Source organism: Saccharomonospora marina XMU15, from assembly GCF_000244955.1.
Taxonomy (GTDB): domain Bacteria; phylum Actinomycetota; class Actinomycetes; order Mycobacteriales; family Pseudonocardiaceae; genus Saccharomonospora_A; species Saccharomonospora_A marina.
This window is the reverse complement of the sequence record NZ_CM001439.1, coordinates 5719738-5737108: the sequence shown is the minus strand read 5'-3', so window position 1 is coordinate 5737108 and position 17371 is coordinate 5719738. Positions and strand designations below refer to the sequence as shown.

18 protein-coding genes are annotated in these 17371 nt (G+C 68.2%); 13 read left to right on the top strand and 5 right to left on the bottom strand.

The window, feature by feature from the left end:
* The first annotated feature begins 27 nt into the window (after positions 1 to 27).
* From SACMADRAFT_RS27195 to SACMADRAFT_RS27185, 3 genes are read left to right on the top strand one after another with little or no spacing between them, the layout of a single operon-like run.
* Entirely contained in the window at positions 28 to 1269 is a 1242-nt protein-coding gene (locus SACMADRAFT_RS27195) for a glycosyltransferase family 4 protein (protein WP_009157046.1), read from the top strand.
* A 15-nt stretch (positions 1270 to 1284) separates the two neighbouring features.
* A complete protein-coding gene (locus SACMADRAFT_RS27190) occupies positions 1285 to 2007 on the top strand; it encodes a class I SAM-dependent methyltransferase (RefSeq protein ID WP_232285499.1) in 723 nt (240 codons plus the stop codon).
* Positions 1994 to 3073, top strand: a complete 1080-nt coding sequence (locus tag SACMADRAFT_RS27185; RefSeq protein ID WP_009157044.1) for a prenyltransferase — start codon at positions 1994 to 1996, stop codon at positions 3071 to 3073. The genes SACMADRAFT_RS27190 and SACMADRAFT_RS27185 overlap by 14 nt, the downstream gene beginning before the upstream one ends.
* 321 nt (positions 3074 to 3394) lie before the next feature.
* Here SACMADRAFT_RS27185 and SACMADRAFT_RS27175 read toward each other — a convergent pair whose 3' ends face one another.
* Genes SACMADRAFT_RS27175 through SACMADRAFT_RS27155 form a run of 5 tightly spaced genes read right to left on the bottom strand, consistent with a single transcriptional unit; the run spans position 3395 to position 7535 of the window.
* Positions 3395 to 4060 carry a class I SAM-dependent methyltransferase gene (locus SACMADRAFT_RS27175; RefSeq protein ID WP_009157043.1) on the bottom strand — a complete coding sequence of 222 codons (666 nt, stop codon included), beginning with the start codon at positions 4058 to 4060 and terminating at the stop codon, positions 3395 to 3397.
* A complete protein-coding gene (locus SACMADRAFT_RS27170) occupies positions 4057 to 4419 on the bottom strand; it encodes a carboxymuconolactone decarboxylase family protein (protein ID WP_009157042.1) in 363 nt (120 codons plus the stop codon). The genes SACMADRAFT_RS27175 and SACMADRAFT_RS27170 overlap by 4 nt, the downstream gene beginning before the upstream one ends.
* On the bottom strand, positions 4416 to 5282 hold the full coding sequence (locus tag SACMADRAFT_RS27165) for an NAD(P)-dependent oxidoreductase (RefSeq protein WP_009157041.1): 867 nt from the start codon (positions 5280 to 5282) through the stop codon (positions 4416 to 4418). The genes SACMADRAFT_RS27170 and SACMADRAFT_RS27165 overlap by 4 nt, the downstream gene beginning before the upstream one ends.
* A 19-nt stretch (positions 5283 to 5301) precedes the next feature.
* Complete coding sequence (locus SACMADRAFT_RS27160) at positions 5302 to 6054, bottom strand: SDR family oxidoreductase (RefSeq protein WP_009157040.1); 753 nt, start codon at positions 6052 to 6054, stop codon at positions 5302 to 5304.
* Entirely contained in the window at positions 6051 to 7535 is a 1485-nt protein-coding gene (locus SACMADRAFT_RS27155; protein ID WP_009157039.1) for an aldehyde dehydrogenase, read from the bottom strand. The genes SACMADRAFT_RS27160 and SACMADRAFT_RS27155 overlap by 4 nt, the downstream gene beginning before the upstream one ends.
* A 179-nt stretch (positions 7536 to 7714) precedes the next feature.
* On the opposite strand from SACMADRAFT_RS27155, the gene SACMADRAFT_RS27150 reads away from it, so the two are divergent.
* From SACMADRAFT_RS27150 to SACMADRAFT_RS27105, 10 genes are all read left to right on the top strand, one after another.
* Positions 7715 to 8308: a PaaI family thioesterase gene (locus SACMADRAFT_RS27150; RefSeq protein WP_009157038.1), complete on the top strand. Its 594-nt coding sequence runs from the start codon at positions 7715 to 7717 to the stop codon at positions 8306 to 8308.
* A gap of 140 nt (positions 8309 to 8448) precedes the next feature.
* Positions 8449 to 10038, top strand: a complete 1590-nt coding sequence (locus SACMADRAFT_RS27145) for an FAD-binding protein (protein WP_009157037.1) — start codon at positions 8449 to 8451, stop codon at positions 10036 to 10038.
* A gap of 100 nt (positions 10039 to 10138) precedes the next feature.
* A complete protein-coding gene (locus SACMADRAFT_RS27140; protein WP_009157036.1) occupies positions 10139 to 11347 on the top strand; it encodes a cytochrome P450 in 1209 nt (402 codons plus the stop codon).
* Positions 11344 to 11550 carry a ferredoxin gene (locus SACMADRAFT_RS27135; protein WP_009157035.1) on the top strand — a complete coding sequence of 69 codons (207 nt, stop codon included), beginning with the start codon at positions 11344 to 11346 and terminating at the stop codon, positions 11548 to 11550. Before SACMADRAFT_RS27140 ends, SACMADRAFT_RS27135 begins: the two co-directional genes overlap by 4 nt.
* Before the next feature lie 31 nt (positions 11551 to 11581).
* Positions 11582 to 12787, top strand: a complete 1206-nt coding sequence (locus SACMADRAFT_RS27130; protein WP_009157034.1) for a cytochrome P450 — start codon at positions 11582 to 11584, stop codon at positions 12785 to 12787.
* A gap of 1 nt (position 12788) precedes the next feature.
* Positions 12789 to 13571, top strand: coding sequence for an SDR family oxidoreductase (locus tag SACMADRAFT_RS27125; protein WP_009157033.1), 783 nt, complete (start codon positions 12789 to 12791; stop codon positions 13569 to 13571).
* Entirely contained in the window at positions 13568 to 14923 is a 1356-nt protein-coding gene (locus SACMADRAFT_RS27120) for a cytochrome P450 (RefSeq protein WP_009157032.1), read from the top strand. The genes SACMADRAFT_RS27125 and SACMADRAFT_RS27120 overlap by 4 nt, the downstream gene beginning before the upstream one ends.
* A complete protein-coding gene (locus SACMADRAFT_RS27115; RefSeq protein ID WP_009157031.1) occupies positions 14920 to 15111 on the top strand; it encodes a ferredoxin in 192 nt (63 codons plus the stop codon). Before SACMADRAFT_RS27120 ends, SACMADRAFT_RS27115 begins: the two co-directional genes overlap by 4 nt.
* Positions 15112 to 15147: 36 nt before the next feature.
* Complete coding sequence (locus SACMADRAFT_RS27110) at positions 15148 to 15699, top strand: Cif family virulence factor (RefSeq protein ID WP_009157030.1); 552 nt, start codon at positions 15148 to 15150, stop codon at positions 15697 to 15699.
* A gap of 6 nt (positions 15700 to 15705) precedes the next feature.
* Positions 15706 to 17319 carry an acyl-CoA synthetase gene (locus SACMADRAFT_RS27105; protein WP_009157029.1) on the top strand — a complete coding sequence of 538 codons (1614 nt, stop codon included), beginning with the start codon at positions 15706 to 15708 and terminating at the stop codon, positions 17317 to 17319.
* Positions 17320 to 17371: the final 52 nt, after the last annotated feature.

The window sequence follows — 17371 nt, the reverse complement described above, 5'->3', positions numbered from 1 at the left end:
TCGGCGAAAGCGCCAGAGAGGTACATCGTGCGAATCGCGCTGCTTTCCTACCGGAGCAAACCGCACTGCGGCGGGCAGGGAGTCTACGTCCGGCAGCTCAGCAGGGGCCTTGCCGAGTTGGGGCACGAGGTGGAGGTCTTCTCCGGCCAGCCTTATCCCGAGCTCGATTCCACGGTGAAGCTCACCGAGGTGCCGAGCCTGGATCTCTATCGTGAACCCGATCCGTTCCGCACTCCGCGACCCGGCGAGTTTCGTGACCTGCTTGATGTGCTGGAGGTCGCCACGATGTGGACGGCGGGTTTTCCCGAGCCGCTCACCTTCAGCATTCGCGCGGCGCGATTGCTCCGTAAGCGAGCGCGGGACTTCGACGTCGTCCACGACAATCAGAGCCTCGGCTACGGGTTGCTGCGGTTGCGCGCGGCGGGCCTGCCGTTGGTGGCGACCGTGCACCACCCGATCACCAGGGACCGTGTGGCCGACCTCGCCGCCGCGAAGTGGTGGCGCAAGCCCGCGGTGAGGCGCTGGTACGGCTTCGTCCGGATGCAGGCGAGAGTCGCGCGCCGGATTCCCGAGTTGATCACCGTGTCCTCGGCCTCCAGCGCCGACATCAGCGAGGACTTTGGGGTGCCGCCCGAGCGGATTCGCACCATTCCGCTGGGCGTCGACACCGAACTGTTCAAACCCGCCGAGCCGCCGAGGGTCGAGGGTCGCATCGTCGCGGTGGCCAGTGCCGACGTGCCGTTGAAGGGCGTACGCCACCTGCTCGAGGCCGTCGCGAAGCTGCGCACCGAGCGCAAGGTCGAACTGGTGCTCGTCACGAGATTGACAGCGGGCGGGCCGACGCAGCGGCTGATCGAGCAACTCGGGATCCGCGACATCGTGCGCACCGTCACCGGAATCGACGATGCCGAACTGGCCGCGCTGCTGGCATCCGCGCAGGCCGCCTGCGTCCCTTCGCTGTACGAGGGCTTCTCGCTGCCGACGGTGGAAGCGATGGCCTGCGCCACGCCGCTGGTGGTGAGCAGGGCAGGCGCGTTGCCCGAGGTGGTCGGGCCGGACGGGCAGTGCGCACACCTTGTGCCGCCCGGAGACGCTCAGGCGCTTGCGCAGCGACTCGCGGGGCTGCTCGACGACGCGGGGCAGCGCCGCAGGCTGGGCGAAGCGGGGCGGAGGCGAGCCGTCGAGCGCTACAGTTGGAGATCGGTCGCCGAGTCTACTGTGGACTGCTATATCGATTCGATCGAGCGGATGCGACGAGAGGGTGCGTGAGCGAAGGTGCTGACCGTGGACTTCGACCGGCTCGGGGTTGGGCCGGGCAGCAAGGTGATCGACGTGGGCTGCGGCGCGGGGCGGCACTCCTTCGAGGCCTACCGCCGTGGGGCCGACGTCGTCGCGTTCGACCAGGACGAGCCGGAACTGGCCAACGTGGCGAGCATGTTCGAGGCGATGGCGAGCGAGGGCCAGGTGCCCGACGGTGCCGCCGCGCGTACGGTGCCCGGCGACGCGCTGGAACTGCCGTTCGCCGACGAGTCGTTCGACTGCGTCATCGCCTCGGAGATCCTCGAGCACATCCCGGAGGACGACAAGGCGATCTGGCAGCTGGCCAGGGTGGTGCGGCCGGGAGGGACGGTCGCGGTCACGGTTCCGCGCTGGTTGCCCGAGCGGGTCTGCTGGCTGCTCTCCGACGCCTACCACGAGGTCGAGGGTGGGCATGTGCGGATCTACCGGGAAAGTGAACTGCTCGGCAAGCTGGTGGCGGCGGGCCTGCGCCCGGTCGGCAGGGAGCACGCGCACGCGCTGCATTCGCCCTACTGGTGGCTCAAGTGCGCGGTCGGGGTCGATCGCGAGGATCACCCGTTGCCGAAGGCGTATCACCGGATGCTGGTGTGGGACATGATGCGGGCGCCGCTGGTCACGCGCACCGCGGAACGGCTGCTGAACCCGTTGCTCGGCAAGAGCCTGGTGCTCTACCTGGTCAAGCGGGAGGCCACGGTTGTCGCCCGCTGAGCCTCCCGCCGTCGCGGGGGTGCTCTCCGCCGACGAGGTCGTCGCCACGGCACGGTCTATCGCTCGGGAACAGGAGCCGACCGGGGCGATCCCGTGGTTCGGCGGCGGGCACGTCGATCCGTGGGACCACGTCGAGTCGGCGATGGCGTTGGCGAGCGCGGGCCTGCTCGCCGAGGCGGAGGCAGCGTACGAGTGGTCGCGACGCACCCAGCGGCAGGACGGCTCGTGGCCGGCGAAGATCGTGCGTGGTCGCGTGGTGGATGCCGCCGCCGACACCAACTTCTGCGCCTACCTCGCCGTCGGTGTGTGGCACCACGTGCTGCTCACCGGGGACGGGTCGTTCGCGGCGCGGATGTGGCCGTCGGTGCGTGCCGGGATCGATTTCGTGTTGCGGTTCCAGGGCGAGACCGGGCAGATCGGGTGGCTCGGTGGTGAGCGGGAGGCGCTGCTCACCGGGTGTTCGAGCATTCACCACAGCATGCGCTGCGCGTTGGCGTTGGCCGCGTACGTCGGTGAGGAACAGCCGGAGTGGGAACTGGCGCTGGGCAGGCTCGGGCACGCGTTGCGCCGCCACCCCGAGGCGTTCCTCGACAAGGGTCGCTACTCGATGGACTGGTACTACCCGGTGCTCGGCGGCGCGGTGCGCGGTGAGCAGGCGCGTGGTCGGCTGCGCGAGCGGTGGTGCGACTTCGTGGTCGACGGCCTCGGTGCGCGCTGCGTGGACGACCGGCCGTGGGTCACCGGTGCGGAAACGTGCGAACTGGTGCTGAGCCTTGACGCGATCGGTGAGTCCGATCGTGCGCAGGAGTTGTTCGCCGCCATGCAGCACCTGCGGGAGGAGGACGGCTCCTACTGGACCGGCCTGGTCTACACCGACGGCAAACGCTGGCCGGTGGAGCGAACCACCTGGACGGGAGCCGCGGTGATCCTCGCTGCCGATGCGCTGTCGGCCACGACACCCGCCTGCCACATCTTCCGCGCCGACGACCTGCCGAAGGGTATGGCAGTCGACGCCGAGGGCTGCCGTTGCAAGGGCGAGGCGTATGCGACGGGTGTTCCCGGCTGATCGGGCGTGGCTACACCCTCCCCGACGGCGGCGCGATTCCCGCCTACTCGTAGACAGTGCCGACCGCGTCCTGGATCGCCACGCCGGACGGCTCCCGGGCCGAGGTCAAACTTCGCCGCCGGGAATGGACAGTGCGGCGGCGCTGGCACCTGGCTGAACAGGCGCATCGCAGCTGGACCGACCTGGCCGCCCCGGCCTGGGACTCCTTCGGGCTCACCGTCACACCCGACGCGCACACCGTCTGGTTCGACCACCCGGCAGCGACCACACCTGACAGCTGGTCACCCGCTGACCGCTTCGAGCCCGCGTCGGGGCCGAGGACTACGCCAGCGGTGTGCCCGGTTGACCGGCGACTCGGCGTAGCACGCGTAGCGAGCCGGTGGCCGACACTTCGCTGAACTGGCCGCCTGTCAGCGCGCGGCGGTAGATGTTGTACGGGGGCCTTCCGCCGTCGCGTGGATCGGGGAACACGTCGTGGATCGCCAGCACCCCGCCTTCGGCCACCCACGGGCCCCAGCCGTCGAGGTCGGCGTCGGCCGCCGGTTGGCTGTGGCCGCCGTCGATGAACAGCATCGCAAGCGGGGTTCGCCAGAAGTCCGCGACCGCAGGGGAACTCCCGACCACGGCCACGACGTGGTCCTCCAGCCCGGCGTCGGCGATCGTGCGCCTGAAGGTGCCGAGGGTGTCCAGCCGCCCGGTGTGCGGGTCGACCAGCGTGGGGTCGTGGTATTCCCAGCCCGGCTGGTGTTCCTCGGAGCCGCGATGGTGATCCACGGTCACGATCCGGCCACCGCACTCGCGTGCGGCCGCACCGAGAAAGACGGTCGACTTGCCGCAGTAGCTGCCGATCTCGACGGCCACTCCACCCGCGAGGTGCTCCGCGGCCACCTCGTACAGCGCCAGCCCTTCCTCGGTGGGCATGAAACCGGGCGCGCGAACGGCGTGTTCCAGCAGCTCCTCGGGCATCCGAGTGGTGGAGGTGCTCACGAGCCTGACCTTTCGTGCTCGCCGACGCGCTTCTCGACCGTCATGTTGAACTTCGTGCCGAGTGGCCAGCCCACGTAGTGGGTGAGAAACAGCGCGATCTCCCTCAGTTCCTCGCCGGTGAGTTCCTCGTTGCGCAGCGCGGCCTGGACCTGGATGTCGGCGACGTCGTCAAGGCCCTGTGCCGCGAGTGCCCCCAGCAGCAGCAGTCGTCGGTCGCGCAGGGAAAGGCCCGGCCGCGACCAGATGTCGGCGAACAGGTGGTCGGCGGTGGTCGCGAAGAAGTCACCAGGGCCGTCCTGGAACTCCCAGCCGTAGACCTTGCCCATCATGTCCAGGCCGCGCCTGCGCTTGTCGCTCATCGAGTGCCTTCCTGCTTCCGTTCGGCCACGCCGAGACCTTCCGCGAAGTGTTGCAGCGCGTACCCGGCCAGCGGTAGCTCGACGCCGAGCCGCGTTCCCAGGTCGAGCGCCAGCCGCAGGTCCTTCTCGCCGAGGTCGCGCACGTGCGTCAGGATCGGGTACCAGTCGTCGCCGGGGGCGAGCGCCACGGTGGTGGAGCGAAGCATGATCGCGCCAGGACCCCCGGTCACCGCGTCGGAGTGGCGGACCACCTTGCCCAGCTCCACCAGGTCGATGCCCGCTGCCTCGGCCAGCCGTTGCGCTTCGGCCGCGGCCGTGAACGCGACGAAGTGCAGCAGGTTGCGCGCGAGCTTGGCACGCGTTCCCGATCCCGGACCCCCGGTGTGGACGACCAGTTCGGCCCACCGCCGAAACGGTTCCTCGCAGCGGGCGAAGGCGGCCTCGGAGGCTCCCACCATCGTCGCGAGCCTGCCCTGCGCGGCTCCCGCCGCGCCCCCGGTGACCGGTGCGTCGACGATCTCGACCCCGGTGCCCGCGGCGGCCTCGGCAAGGCGCTGCGCGGTGGTGTCACTGATGGTGGAGTGCACCGCGATCACGGTGCCTGGCGCGGCGGTCGCCAGCAGCCCTTGCGGTCCCGTCACGAGCTGCTCGACCTGCTCATCGTCCAGCACCATGATCGAGATGACCTCGGCGGACCGCGCCACCTCCCCGGCGCTGCCCGCGGCCTTCGAGCCCCGTTCGGTGAACGGCAGCATCGCTTCCTTGCGGCTGTCGTACACGACGAGACCACCAGGCCAGTCGAGCAGCCTGCGTGCCATCGGCGCGCCCATCTGACCGAGCCCGATGAAGCCTACGGGTTTCATCGCCTGCTCCCTTCCCCGTTCAGGACCGCACGACCTGGCCGCCGTCGACGTTGAAGATCTGGCCGGTGATCCAGCTCGCCTCGTCGGACAGTAGGAACAGGCACATACCCACGAGATCCTCCGGCGTGCCCATCCGCTTCAACGCGAAGCCCTTCACCATGTCGGCGACGAGCTTGCTCGGCGTGACGGTCCTTGTCGCCTCGGTGTCGATGGGCCCCGGCGCGATGGCGTTGATCCGGATGTTCGAGCCGCCGAGTTCGTGCGCGAGTTGCTGGGTCAGCCCGTTGACGCCGACCTTCGCGAGCCCGTAGAAGCCGGAGTAGACCCACGCCGCCGTGGACGACTGGTTCACGATCGCGCCGCCGCCGCGCTCGGTGAGGTGAGGCGCCACCGCCCGCGTGCAGGCGAGTGCGCCGTCGAGGTTCACGCTCATGAACTTCTTGTAGTAGTCCCAGTCCACGGTGAGCAGCAGGTCCAGTTTCATGTCGCCGTAGATGGCGGCGTTGTTCACCAGGTAGTCGATACCGCCGAACCGCTCGACGGTGAAGTCGGCCATGGCCTGCGCGGACTCCGGCAGGGAAACGTCCACTTCGGTGCAGGCGGCGCTACCGCCGTCCGCCGCGATCTCCTTGGCGACTCGGTTTCCTGCCTCGGTGTTGCGGTCGGCGACCACCACGCTCGCGCCTTCCCGAGCGAGCGCGCGGGCGTAGGCCTCGCCGATTCCCTGTGCGGCTCCGGTGACGATCGCGACCTTGCCTTCGAAACGGCTCATTGCTGGCCCTTCTCTTCCGCGGGCTCGGCGACGAGCTTGGTCTCCAGGTACTCCTCGAACCCGGCCACGCCCATTTCCCTGCCGATTCCGGACTGCTTGTATCCGCCGAACGGCGCGTCGACCGAGTACCAGACGCCGCCGTTGATGCTCAGCGTTCCGGTGCGGATGCGCGCCCCGACCTCGCGCGCCCGCTCCAGGTCGCCGCCGTAGACGGAGCCGGACAGCCCGTAGGGCGAGTCGTTGGCGATGCGAACGGCGTCGTCGTCGCCGTCGTGCGGCAGGATCGTCAACACCGGCCCGAAGATCTCCTCCCGCACGACCCGCGAGGTGTTGGGCAGGCCCGCGATCAGCGTCGGCTCGACGTAGAAGCCGCGGTCGAGCCCGGAAGGTCGATCGCCGCCGCAGACGATCTCGCCGCCCTCGGCGCGGGCGAGCCGCAGGTAGCCCTCCACCCGATCCCGTTGCTTCGCGGAGACGACGGGACCGCAGATGGTGCCGGGATCGTCGGGAGGGCCGGGCTTGATGCCGTTGAGCGCCGACGCCGTCGCTTCGAGTGCTTCGGTGTAGCGGGCCCTCGGCACGAGCAGCCGGGTGGTGATCGCGCAACCCTGCCCGGCGTGCGTGGCCACGGTGAACGCGGCCAGCGCGCAGGCTGCGGCGATATCGGCGTCGTCGAGCACGACGAACGCGGACTTGCCGCCGAGTTCGAGGAAGACCTTCTTGATGGTCTGCGCCGCGGTCGTCATCACCGATCGGCCGGTGGCGGTCGACCCGGTGAACGAAATCAGGTCCACCCTGGGGTCCTCCGCCAGTTGCGCGCCGAGCGTGTGGTCGCGGGAGGTGACGATGTTGACCACGCCGGGCGGGATGTCGGTGTGTTCGGCGATCAGTTCGCCGACGGCGGCGGCGCACCACGGGGTGTCGGGCGCGGGTTTGAGCACCACGGTGTTGCCCGCGGCGAGTGCGGGTCCGAGCTTGGCGAAGTTGATCTGGTGCGGGAAGTTCCACGGCGTGATGGCACCGACGACGCCGGTGGGTTCGCGCAGCAGCCTGCGCCGCGTCGGGATGCCCATCGGCTCGGCTCTGCCGAGGTCGCTGACCCACTCGTAGGAGGTCGCCAGGTCGGCGAACCACGTCAGGTCGGCGACAGGAATGTCGAGTTGCGGGCCGCGAGTGAGTGACACGGGTACTCCGGCCTCGGCGACGGTGATTTCGCGAAGGCTTTCGCTGTGCTCGCTGAGCACCTTGCTCAACTGCCGCAGGCAGTGCGCGCGAAACCGCGGGTCGCGTGCCCATTCGGATTCGTCGAAGGCGTTTCTGGCCGCTGAGATGGCGCGGTCGAGGTCGGAGCCGTCCGCGTCGGCAGCCGTGCCGAGGATTTCCTCGGTGGCAGGGTTGATCGTCTCGAACGTTCCCGCGCTGCCGGGTTCCAGCGCGCCGTCGATGAGCAGTGGCGACGTGCTGGCGGGCCAGCGGCTCATGGCAGTCTCCCCATCCGATTGGACATGTGTCCAGACTCTAGTCTGGGTGGTACGTGCCCGCAAGGCTCTCGCTTGGTAGAACGCGTTTCTCAGTCGGAGGATATTGTGCGGGATGTCGCTAGGGATACTCTGGCCGCCGACTGGGTGAAACCTGTTCTAGTAGAAGAGGGGTCGGGTAGATGACGACACAGCGGGCCCTGCTGGCGGAGCAGGTCCGGCGGCTCATCGAGGCGACCGTGCGCACCACTGCAGGCGAGGATGAACTGGCGCGGGCCGTCGAACGGGTCAGCTCGGTGGCCGACTCGCTCGACGGCTGTGGCGGGAAGTCCGAGCACCCCGCCGGCCTGCGTGTTCCGGACGCGAGGTCGCTCACCTTCGACAACCCCGTCGAGGGCGTGGGCAACCCGCTCGCGCCTCCGCTCACCGGGTTCAGCGGTGGCGAGGGCGTGGTGAGCGCGCGGGTGCGGTTCGGGATCGCTCACCAGGGTGCGCCAGGGCGGGTCCACGGCGGCTGGCTGGCCGCGGTGCTCGACCACGCCGTAGGGCGTGCCGTAGCGGGCGCGGGCTGGCCCGCCATGACCGTTTCGCTCGCCGTGGAGTACCACCGTGGGACGCCGTTCGACACCGACCTCGACGTCGAAGCCGCATACGCCGGTAAGGACGGAAGAAAGGTCTATGCCACCGCCAAGATCCGTGCGGCGGGGGTTGTCACGGTCACCGCGTCCGCTGTGATGGTGGCCGTGGAGGGCTTGCTGGGCGGCGGTGGTGGTTAGTCACCCGGTCGCCGAGCAGCTTCGCCGGACGGGAACCGGTGCTCTCGCCAATTCGACGTCGGCTACCCCGCACTGAAACGTGTTACAGTTTTGCCGCGAAACGTCTTGTGCCTGCGGTGGTCGGTCGTGAGGAGCGGTACATGGTTGAGCAGTGGGATGCCGAGGCGGACATCGTGATCGTCGGTTTCGGCGGCGCGGGAGCCTGCGCGGCGATCGAAGCCACCGATCGCGGTGCCGAGGTGCTTGTCGTCGACCGGTTCCGGGGCGGAGGAGCCACCGAGATCAGTGGCGGCATCGTGTACGCGGGCGGCGGCACCGAGCAGCAGCGGCAGGCCGGCTACACCGACACGACGCAGGCCATGCTCGACTACCTGCGGATGGAGGTCGAGGACGCGGTCGGCGAGGAGACTCTCGCCCGGTTCTGCGAGCAGAGCGTGGAAAACCTGCGATGGCTAGAAGCCAACGGCGTTCCGTTCGAAGGCAGCATGTCGCCGCGCAAGACCTCCTACCCGACCAACGACTACTACCTTTACTACTCCGGAAACGAACTGGCCCCGCCGTTTCGCGACAAGGCGACACCGGCCCCGCGCGGCCATCGCACCAAGGGCCGAGGGACCTCCGGCAAGGTGCTGTTCAAGGCGTTGCGGTCGGCCGTCGCCAAGCGCGACATCTCCGTGCGGCTGCAGAACAGGGCCACCGAACTGATCACCGACGCCAACGGTCACGTGATCGGCATCGAATGCCTGGAGCTCTCCAGAGGACTGCCGAGGCTGCTGCACCGGCTGATGTCGCTGTCGAATCGAAAGCTCAACATCTACTACCGACCGCTGGGGCGGTTGCTCGACAAGCCGATAAGGCGGATCGAGCACAAGTACGCCACCCTGCGAAGGTTCCGCGCCCGGCGCGGTGTGGTGCTGGCCGCGGGCGGCTTCGTCTTCAACAGGAAGATGCTCGCCGAACACGCACCCGCCTATCGCAGCGGATCATCGCTGGGCACGATCGCCGATGACGGCAGCGGGATCGATCTCGGTCGTTCGGTGGGTGGCCGTACCGACTACCTGGACCGGGTTTCGGCGTGGCGGTTCTACAACCCGCCGTTGGCGCTGGTGGAGGGTGTGCTGGTCAACACCGCGGGTGAACGCATCTGCAACGAGTTGTACTACGGCGCCAGGATCGGCGACCACATCGCGCGGCAGGAGGGCGCGAAGGCATACCTGGTCGTCGACAGCCGCGTGCTGGAGGAGGCCAAGCGGCAACTGCCGAGCCAGACGCTGTGGTTCCAGCGGTTGCAGGCGACCTACCTGTTCACCGTCGGCCACCACAAAGGCGCGGACCTGGAGCAGGCCGCGCGTCGGGCCGGGATAGACCCCGACGGACTGCGGTGCACCGTGGAGGCCTACAACGCCGACGCGCGAGCGGGTGCGCCCGACCGGATGGGCAAGGACGCCGATCACGTGCACCCGCTGGAGCGCGGGCCGTACTACGTCTTCGACTGCTCGCTGCGTGCGCAGCGGGGCTATCCCTGCCCGATGATCACCCTTGGCGGGCTGGCCGTGGACGAGCGGACGGGCGCCGTGCTCTCCGAGGACGGTTCTACGGTGCCGGGGCTGTACGCGGCGGGCCGCAACGCGGTGGGGGTGTGTTCGCAGTCCTATGTCAGCGGGCTGTCGATCGCGGACTGCGTCTTCTCCGGGCGCAGGGTGGGCGCGGCACTCGCCCCAGCGGACTGACGCCGACTCCTGGCTGGACCGAAATCTGGACAGTTGTCTAGCGAAGCGAGAACGTGTTACATTTTTCGCGTCGAAGGCGACAACTGATGGGATTTCAGCGATGAGTGTTCCCTCGGTTCGGCTCTATGATCCGGACGTCTACCAGCAATCCGTTCCACACGAATTCTTCACCGAACTCCGGCGATCCTCACCCGTCTACTGGCAGCCGGAGGAGCCACCGAGCAAGGGTTTCTGGGCGGTCACGCGCCATGCGGACGTCGTCGCCGTCTCCCGGGACGCGCAGACGTTCTCCTCCTACGTCGGAACGACGTCGCTGACAGACTTCTTCGACGAAGAGGTCATGGCGAAACAGCGGGCCATGATGGTCAACCTGGACGCCCCCGAGCACACCAGGCAGCGCAACCTGGTGAACCGCGGCTTCACCCCTCGAATGGTGAGCAGGCTGGAGCCACGCGTCCGCGCAGTGTGTGAGTCCATCATGGACAGCTTGGAAGGCCGCACCGAGGTGGACTTCGTGCACGACGTCGCGGCGCAGTTGCCGCTCGCGGTGATCGCGGAGCTGATGGGCGCTCCACCGCAGGACAGCGAGAAGCTCTTCGACTGGTCCAACCGCATGATCGGGTTCGACGATCCCGAGTTCCAGACCACCGAGGCCGACGGCGAGCTGGCCGCCATCGAAATCTTCTCCTACGCCAACGAAATGGCCGAGCAGCGCCGGTCGTGCCCGCGCGACGACATCGTGACGAAGCTGCTGCAACCCGACTCCGAAGGCGACGTGCTTTCGGAGATGGAGTTCAACATGTTCTTCGTGCTGCTGGTGGTGGCGGGCAACGAGACCACCCGCAACGCCGCCACCGGCGGGATGCACGCGTTGCTGGAGAACCGCGACCAGTACCGCAAGCTGGTCGCCGATCCCGGCCTCGCCCCCAAGGCGGTCGAGGAGATCCTGCGCTGGGTGAGTCCCGTCATGGACTTTCGGCGCACCGCGACGAGGGACACCGAGATCGGGGGCCAGCCGGTGAAGCGGGGCGACAAGGTCGTCATCTTCTACCCCTCGGCCAACCGGGACGAGGCCGTCTTCGACGATCCGCACACCTTCGACATCGAGCGCGATCCCAACCCCCACATCGCTTTCGGCGGCGGCGGACCGCACTACTGCCTCGGCACGCACCTCGCGAGGCTGGAGCTTCGCGTGCTGTTCGAGACGATCGCGCAGCGCCTGCCCGACATGGAACTCGTTGCACCGCCACGCAGGTTGCGATCGAACTTCATCAACGGGATCAAGGAAATGCGGGTGAAGCTGCGATGAGCGCGCGAGGCGTCCCCGAGGTCGTCGTCGACTACGACATGTGCGAGGCCAACGGTGTGTGCGAGGCGATCGCGCCCGAGGTGTTCGAACTGGACGACGACGAGCAGCTGCACATCAAGGCCCAACCCGACAGCGACACCGAACAGCGGGTACGGCAGGCGGTCGCCTCCTGCCCCAAGGTCGCGCTGTCGTTGCGGGAGTAGCCTCCCGCGTCCCGCTGACGAAAGGCAAACCATGACCAACGTCGCGCAGGCAGGGGTGGCGTTCAACCCCTACGACTACGCCTTCCACGAGGACCCATACCCCACGTACGCGCGGCTGCGCGACGAGGCGCCGCTGTACCACAACAGCGAGGTCGGATTCTTCGCCCTTTCCCGCTACGACGACGTCGTCGCCGGGTTCCGCGACAACCGCGGTCTCTCAAGCGCAAACGGGGTCTCGCTAGACCCGGCCGCCTACGGTCCGCACGCGTCGAGGACCATGTCCTTCCTCGCCATGGACGACCCGAGGCACCAGCGGATGCGCTCGCTCGTGTCGCGAGGGTTCACCCCACGCCGGGTGCGCGAGTTGGAACAACGCATCGTCGAACTCACCAGGCAGCACCTTGATGCCGCGTTGGAGACCGAGGAGTTCGACTTCATCGCCGAGTTCGCGGGCAAGCTGCCGATGGACGTCGTTTCGGAGTTGGTGGGTGTTCCCGAGCCCGACCGCGCCGAGACCCGCCGCCTCGCCGATGCGGTGATGCATCGTGAGGAGGGCGTGCAGGATGTGCCGCACTCGGCGATGGACGCGGCGCTGCGGCTGGTGCAGTACTACGCCGACATGGTCGCCGACCGCCGCGCGAGGCGCACCGACGACCTCACCTCGGCCCTGCTTGACGCCGAGATCGACGGCGACCGGCTGGACGACGACGAGATCATCGGCTTCCTGTTCCTGATGGTGGTGGCGGGCAACGAGACCACCACGAAACTGCTCGGCAACGCCCTGTACTGGGGCTGGCGAAACCCCGGTGAGCTGGCCAAACCGATGGCCGACCCGGGGCGGATCGACGACTGGGTCGAGGAGACCCTGCGTTACGACACCTCGAGCCAGATCATCGCCAGGACCACGACGCGAAAGCTGCACTACCACGGCGAGGACGTGCCGGAGGGCTCGCTGTTGTTACTGCTGCCCGGTTCGGCCAACCGCGACGAGCGGGCATTCGATCGCGCCGACACGTTCGACCTGGACCGCGACAGGTCCAAGCAGCTCACCAGCTTCGGCGGTGGCAGCCATTTCTGCCTCGGCGCGCACCTCGCGCGACTGGAGGCGCGGATCGCGCTGACCGAGTTCACCAGTCGGGTCCGGGACTACGACATCGACGAGCGGAACACGCAGCGAGTGCACTCCACCAACGTGCGAGGGTTCGCGACGCTGCCGGTGCGGGTGGAGGTGCGCTGACATGCCGAGGTTCGAGCCGCACCCGAAGCGAAGGCCCGCGATCGTCAGCGGTGCGTCCTCCGGGATCGGTGCCGCGACGGCAAGAGTGCTCGCCGAGGCGGGCTTCCCGGTGGCGCTAGGGGCGCGCAGGGTGAACGTGTGCGAGAAACTCGCCGCCGAGATCGTGGAACAGGGCGGCGAGGCGATCGCGCTGCCGCTGGACGTCAGCGACGCGGACTCGGTCAACGAGTTCGTCAGCAGCGCCACCCGCGAACTCGGCGACATCGAGGTCGTGGTGTCCGGCGCCGGCGATCTGGACACGGCACTGATCCACGAACTCGACTCCGACACCTTCGCTCACCAGTTGCAGGTGCACCTCGTCGGCGCGCACCGGCTCGTCTCGGCCGTCGTGCCGGGAATGGTGCGCCGCCGCAGGGGTGACGTCGTGTTCATCGGGTCCGATGTGGTCCGCTCGCCCCGGCCAAGGGTCGGCGCGTACGTGCCCGCCAAGTCCGGCGTGGAAGCCATGGCCAGGACCATGCAGATGGAACTGGAGGGCACCGGGGTCCGGGCGTCCGTTGTGCGGCCCGGCCCGACGCAGACCGCGATGGGCATGGACTTCGACGAGTCCAAGGTTGGGCCACTGCTGGAGGACTGGGTCAAGTGGGGATTCGCCCGCCACCCCTACTTCCTGCGGGCCAGTGACATCGCGGACACGGTGTCGACGATCGTGACGGCACCTCGCGGGGTGAACATCGCGCTGGTCGAGGTTCAGCCGGAGGCGCCCCTTGGGGAGGAGAAATGACCCTTCGTGAACCCGTCGAGGTGTCCGGTTCGTCCGGCGAGCACGGTCACCTGGAGGAACTGCGCAACGACCCGATCGGGCTGATGAACCGGGTTCGCTCGGAATGCGGCGACGTCGGCCGCTTCCGCCTCGCCGACAAGGACGTGGTCCTGCTTTCCGGTGCGAGCGCCAACGAGTTCTTCTTCCGCTCGCCGGACGAGGAACTGGACCAGGCCGAGGCGTACCCCTTCATGAAGCCGATCTTCGGCGAGGGTGTGGTGTTCGACGCCAGTCCGGAGCGGCGCAAGGAGATGCTGCACAACCAGGCCCTGCGGGGTGAGCACATGAAGGGCCACGCCGCGACGATCGCCGAGGAAGTCGAGCGAATGATCGCGTCGTGGGGTGAGCAGGGCCAGCTCGACCTGCTCGACACCTTCGCCGAGCTCACCATCTACACGTCCTCGGCGTGCCTTGTCGGCAAGAAGTTCCGTGAGGAACTGGACGAGCGGTTCGCGCACCTCTACCACGACCTGGAACAGGGCACCGACGCTCTGGCCTACGTGGATCCCTACGCGCCGATCGAGAGCTTCCGCAAGCGCGACGAGGCGCGCAAGGGTCTGGTCGCGCTCGTCAGCGAGATCATGGACAAGCGGGCGGCCGGGCCGGCGCCCACCAAGGAAGACCGCGACATGCTCGACGTCCTGATGTCGGTGAAGGACGAGGACGGCAACCTCCGGTTCGACGCCAGCGAGATCACCGGGATCTTCATCTCGATGATGTTCGCCGGTCACCACACCAGTTCCGGCACGGCGGCGTGGACGCTGATCGAGTTGCTGCGCCACCCCGACATCCTCGCCGAGGTGGTGGCCGAACTCGACGAGCTCTACGCCGACGGCTCGCAGGTGAGCTTCCGCGCGCTACGCCAGATACCCAGGCTGGAGTCGGTGATCAAGGAGGCGCTGCGGCTGCACCCGCCGCTGATCCTGCTGCTGCGGATGGCCAAGGACGACCTTGAGGTGAACGGGTACCGCATTCCGAAGGGTTCGCTGGTCGGCGCGACGCCCGCCGTCTCCAACCGGATTCCCGAGGACTTTCCCGATCCTGACGCCTTCGACCCGGACCGCTACGTCGAGCCGCGCCAGGAGGACATCGTCAACCGGTGGACGTGGATCCCGTTCGGTGCCGGGCGGCACCGCTGTGTTGGCGCGATGTTCGCGACGATTCAACTCAAGGCGATCTTCTCGGTGTTGTTGCGCCAGTTCGAGTTCTCGTTCGCGCAGCCGCAGGAGACCTACCGCAACGATCACAGCAAGATGGTCGTGCAGCTTGCCCAGCCGTGCGTGGTCTCCTACCGGCGCAGGAGCCGCCGATGAGGATCAGCGCTGATGCCGACCTGTGCCAGGGGCACGCGATGTGCGAACTGGAGGCACCGGAGGTGTTCTCGGTGCCGAAGAAGGGAAAGGTCGAGATCCTCGACCAGCAACCACCCGAGGAACTGCACGCGGACGTGCGCCGAGCCGTGCGGTACTGCCCCACCCAGGCGCTGCGAATCGACTCGTGACCGAGCACCCCGCCCCACCACAACCAGGAGGATGCGATGCCCGCGTTTCCCCGTGCTGAACTCGACGAGATGGTCGACCGCTGGCTGGCGGAGAACGAACGCTGCGAACACGCGGGTGACTGGCGTCCGCTGGCGCTGATGTACACGGAGGATGCCACCTACGGCTGGAACGTCGGGCCGGAGCAGGACTTCATGGCCGTCGGGCGGGACGAGATCCGTGACATCGCGCTCGGGCAGGAAATGGAGGGCCTGGAAGGGTGGCGCTACCCGTACCAGAAGATCATCGTCGATGACCGGCAGGGCGAGGTCATCGGGCTGTGGAAGCAGCTCGCCGAGGCCACGAGGCCGGACGGCACCGCCTACGAGGTGCCCGGCATCGGGGGAAGCTGGTTTCGCTACGGCGGCAACGGAATGTGGTCGTGGCAGCGGGACTTCTTCGACTTCGGCAACGTGTCCGCCGTCTACCTCGAAATGATCAAGAACGACGCGCTGTCCGACGGCATGAAGAAGCGCATCGAGCGGGCGACGTCCGGCCAGCGTATCCCCGGCTACTTCCGCAGGGGACAGGCGCCGGTCGCGATCTGGTGAATGCCGATGGCCTTCAACATCGCTGACCTCTTCGAGCACGCCGTTGATCTGATGCCCGACCGGCTCGCCGTGATCGACGGCGAGCGCGCGTTCACTTTCGCCGAGTTGGATCGGCGGGCGAACCGGCTTGCCCACCACTTCGCCGCGCAGGGCCTCGGCCGCGATTCGCATATCGGCTTCCAGTTGCGCAACTCGGCCGAGGCGATGGAGACCATGCTGGCCGCCTACAAACTGCGAGCGGTCGCCATCAACGTCAACTACCGCTACGTCAGCGACGAGTTGCGCTACCTGTTCGACAACGCCGACCTTTCCGCGCTCGTGCACGAGCGCCGGTTCGGCGATGCGGTGGCTTCGGTGCTTCCGGACGTGCCCGCGCTGCGGCACGTCGTGGTGGTGGACGACGAGTCCGGCCACGACTACGAGTCCTACGGCGGCGTCGAGTACGAATCCGCACTCGCGGGCGCGAGTGCACAGCGGGATTTCGAGGAACGCCGCAGCGACGACCGCTACATCCTCTACACCGGCGGCACCACGGGTGATCCGAAGGGTGTGTTGTGGCGGCACGAGGACATCTGGCGGGTGCTCGGCGGCGGGTTCGACTTCTACACCGGTGCGGCGATCGAGGACGAGTGGGAGCAGGCTCGAAACGGGGCGGCAGGCGATGGCGCCACCTGGCTGCCGATGCCACCGCTGATCCACGCCGCGGCGCAGTGGCCGTCGCTTTCGGCGCTGTTCACCGGCGGCACGCTGGTGTTCACACCACGGTTCGACCCGGACGAGGTGTGGCGGCTGGTGCAGCGGCACCGGGTGAACATCGCCGTGATCACGGGCGACGCGATGGCCAGACCGCTTGCCGACGCGCTCGCCGGGGGCTCCTACGACACCTCGTCGCTGGTCGCGATCGGCAGCGGAGCGGCACTGTTCTCCCCGAGTGTGAAGCGGCAACTGCTCGACGCGCTGCCGAACGTGCTGATCAGCGACTCGATCGGTGCGTCCGAGACCGGCTTCGGCGGGATCTCCGTCGCGACGCGGGACGATCTCGACCACGGCGGACCCAAGGTGCGGCCGGGCAGGGAGACCGTCGTGCTGGACGACGAGGACCGGCCGATCGCGCCCGGTTCGGGGATCGTCGGCAGGCTCGCCCGAGGTGGCCACCTGCCGATCGGGTACTACAAGGACCCGGAGAAGACGAAGTCGATGTTCGTCGAGGTCGGCGGGAAGCGGTACGTGACGCCGGGCGACTACGCCACCGTGGAGCCCGACGGCGCGATCCGGCTACTCGGGCGCGGGAACATGTGCGTCAACACCGGCGGTGAGAAGGTCTTTCCCGAGGAAGTGGAGGCCGTGCTCAAGTCCCATACCGACGTCTTCGACGCCGTGGTGATCGGCGTACCGGACGAGCGGTTCGGGCAGCGGGTCGCGGCGGTGATCCAGCCAAGAGCCGGCAGGCAGCCCGAGTTCGCCTCACTGGCGGATCACGTGCGGGAGCGGCTCTCGGGCTACAAGGTGCCGCGCACGGTGTGGTTCACCGAGTGCGTCGTTCGCTCACCCACCGGCAAACCCGATTACCGCTGGGCTCACGAGTACGCGAAGCAGCACGCCCCGGCACACCGCGAGTGACGCGCTGCCCGGGACGCTCAGGTGGTGCGAGCGCCCCGGCGGCAGCGACCCA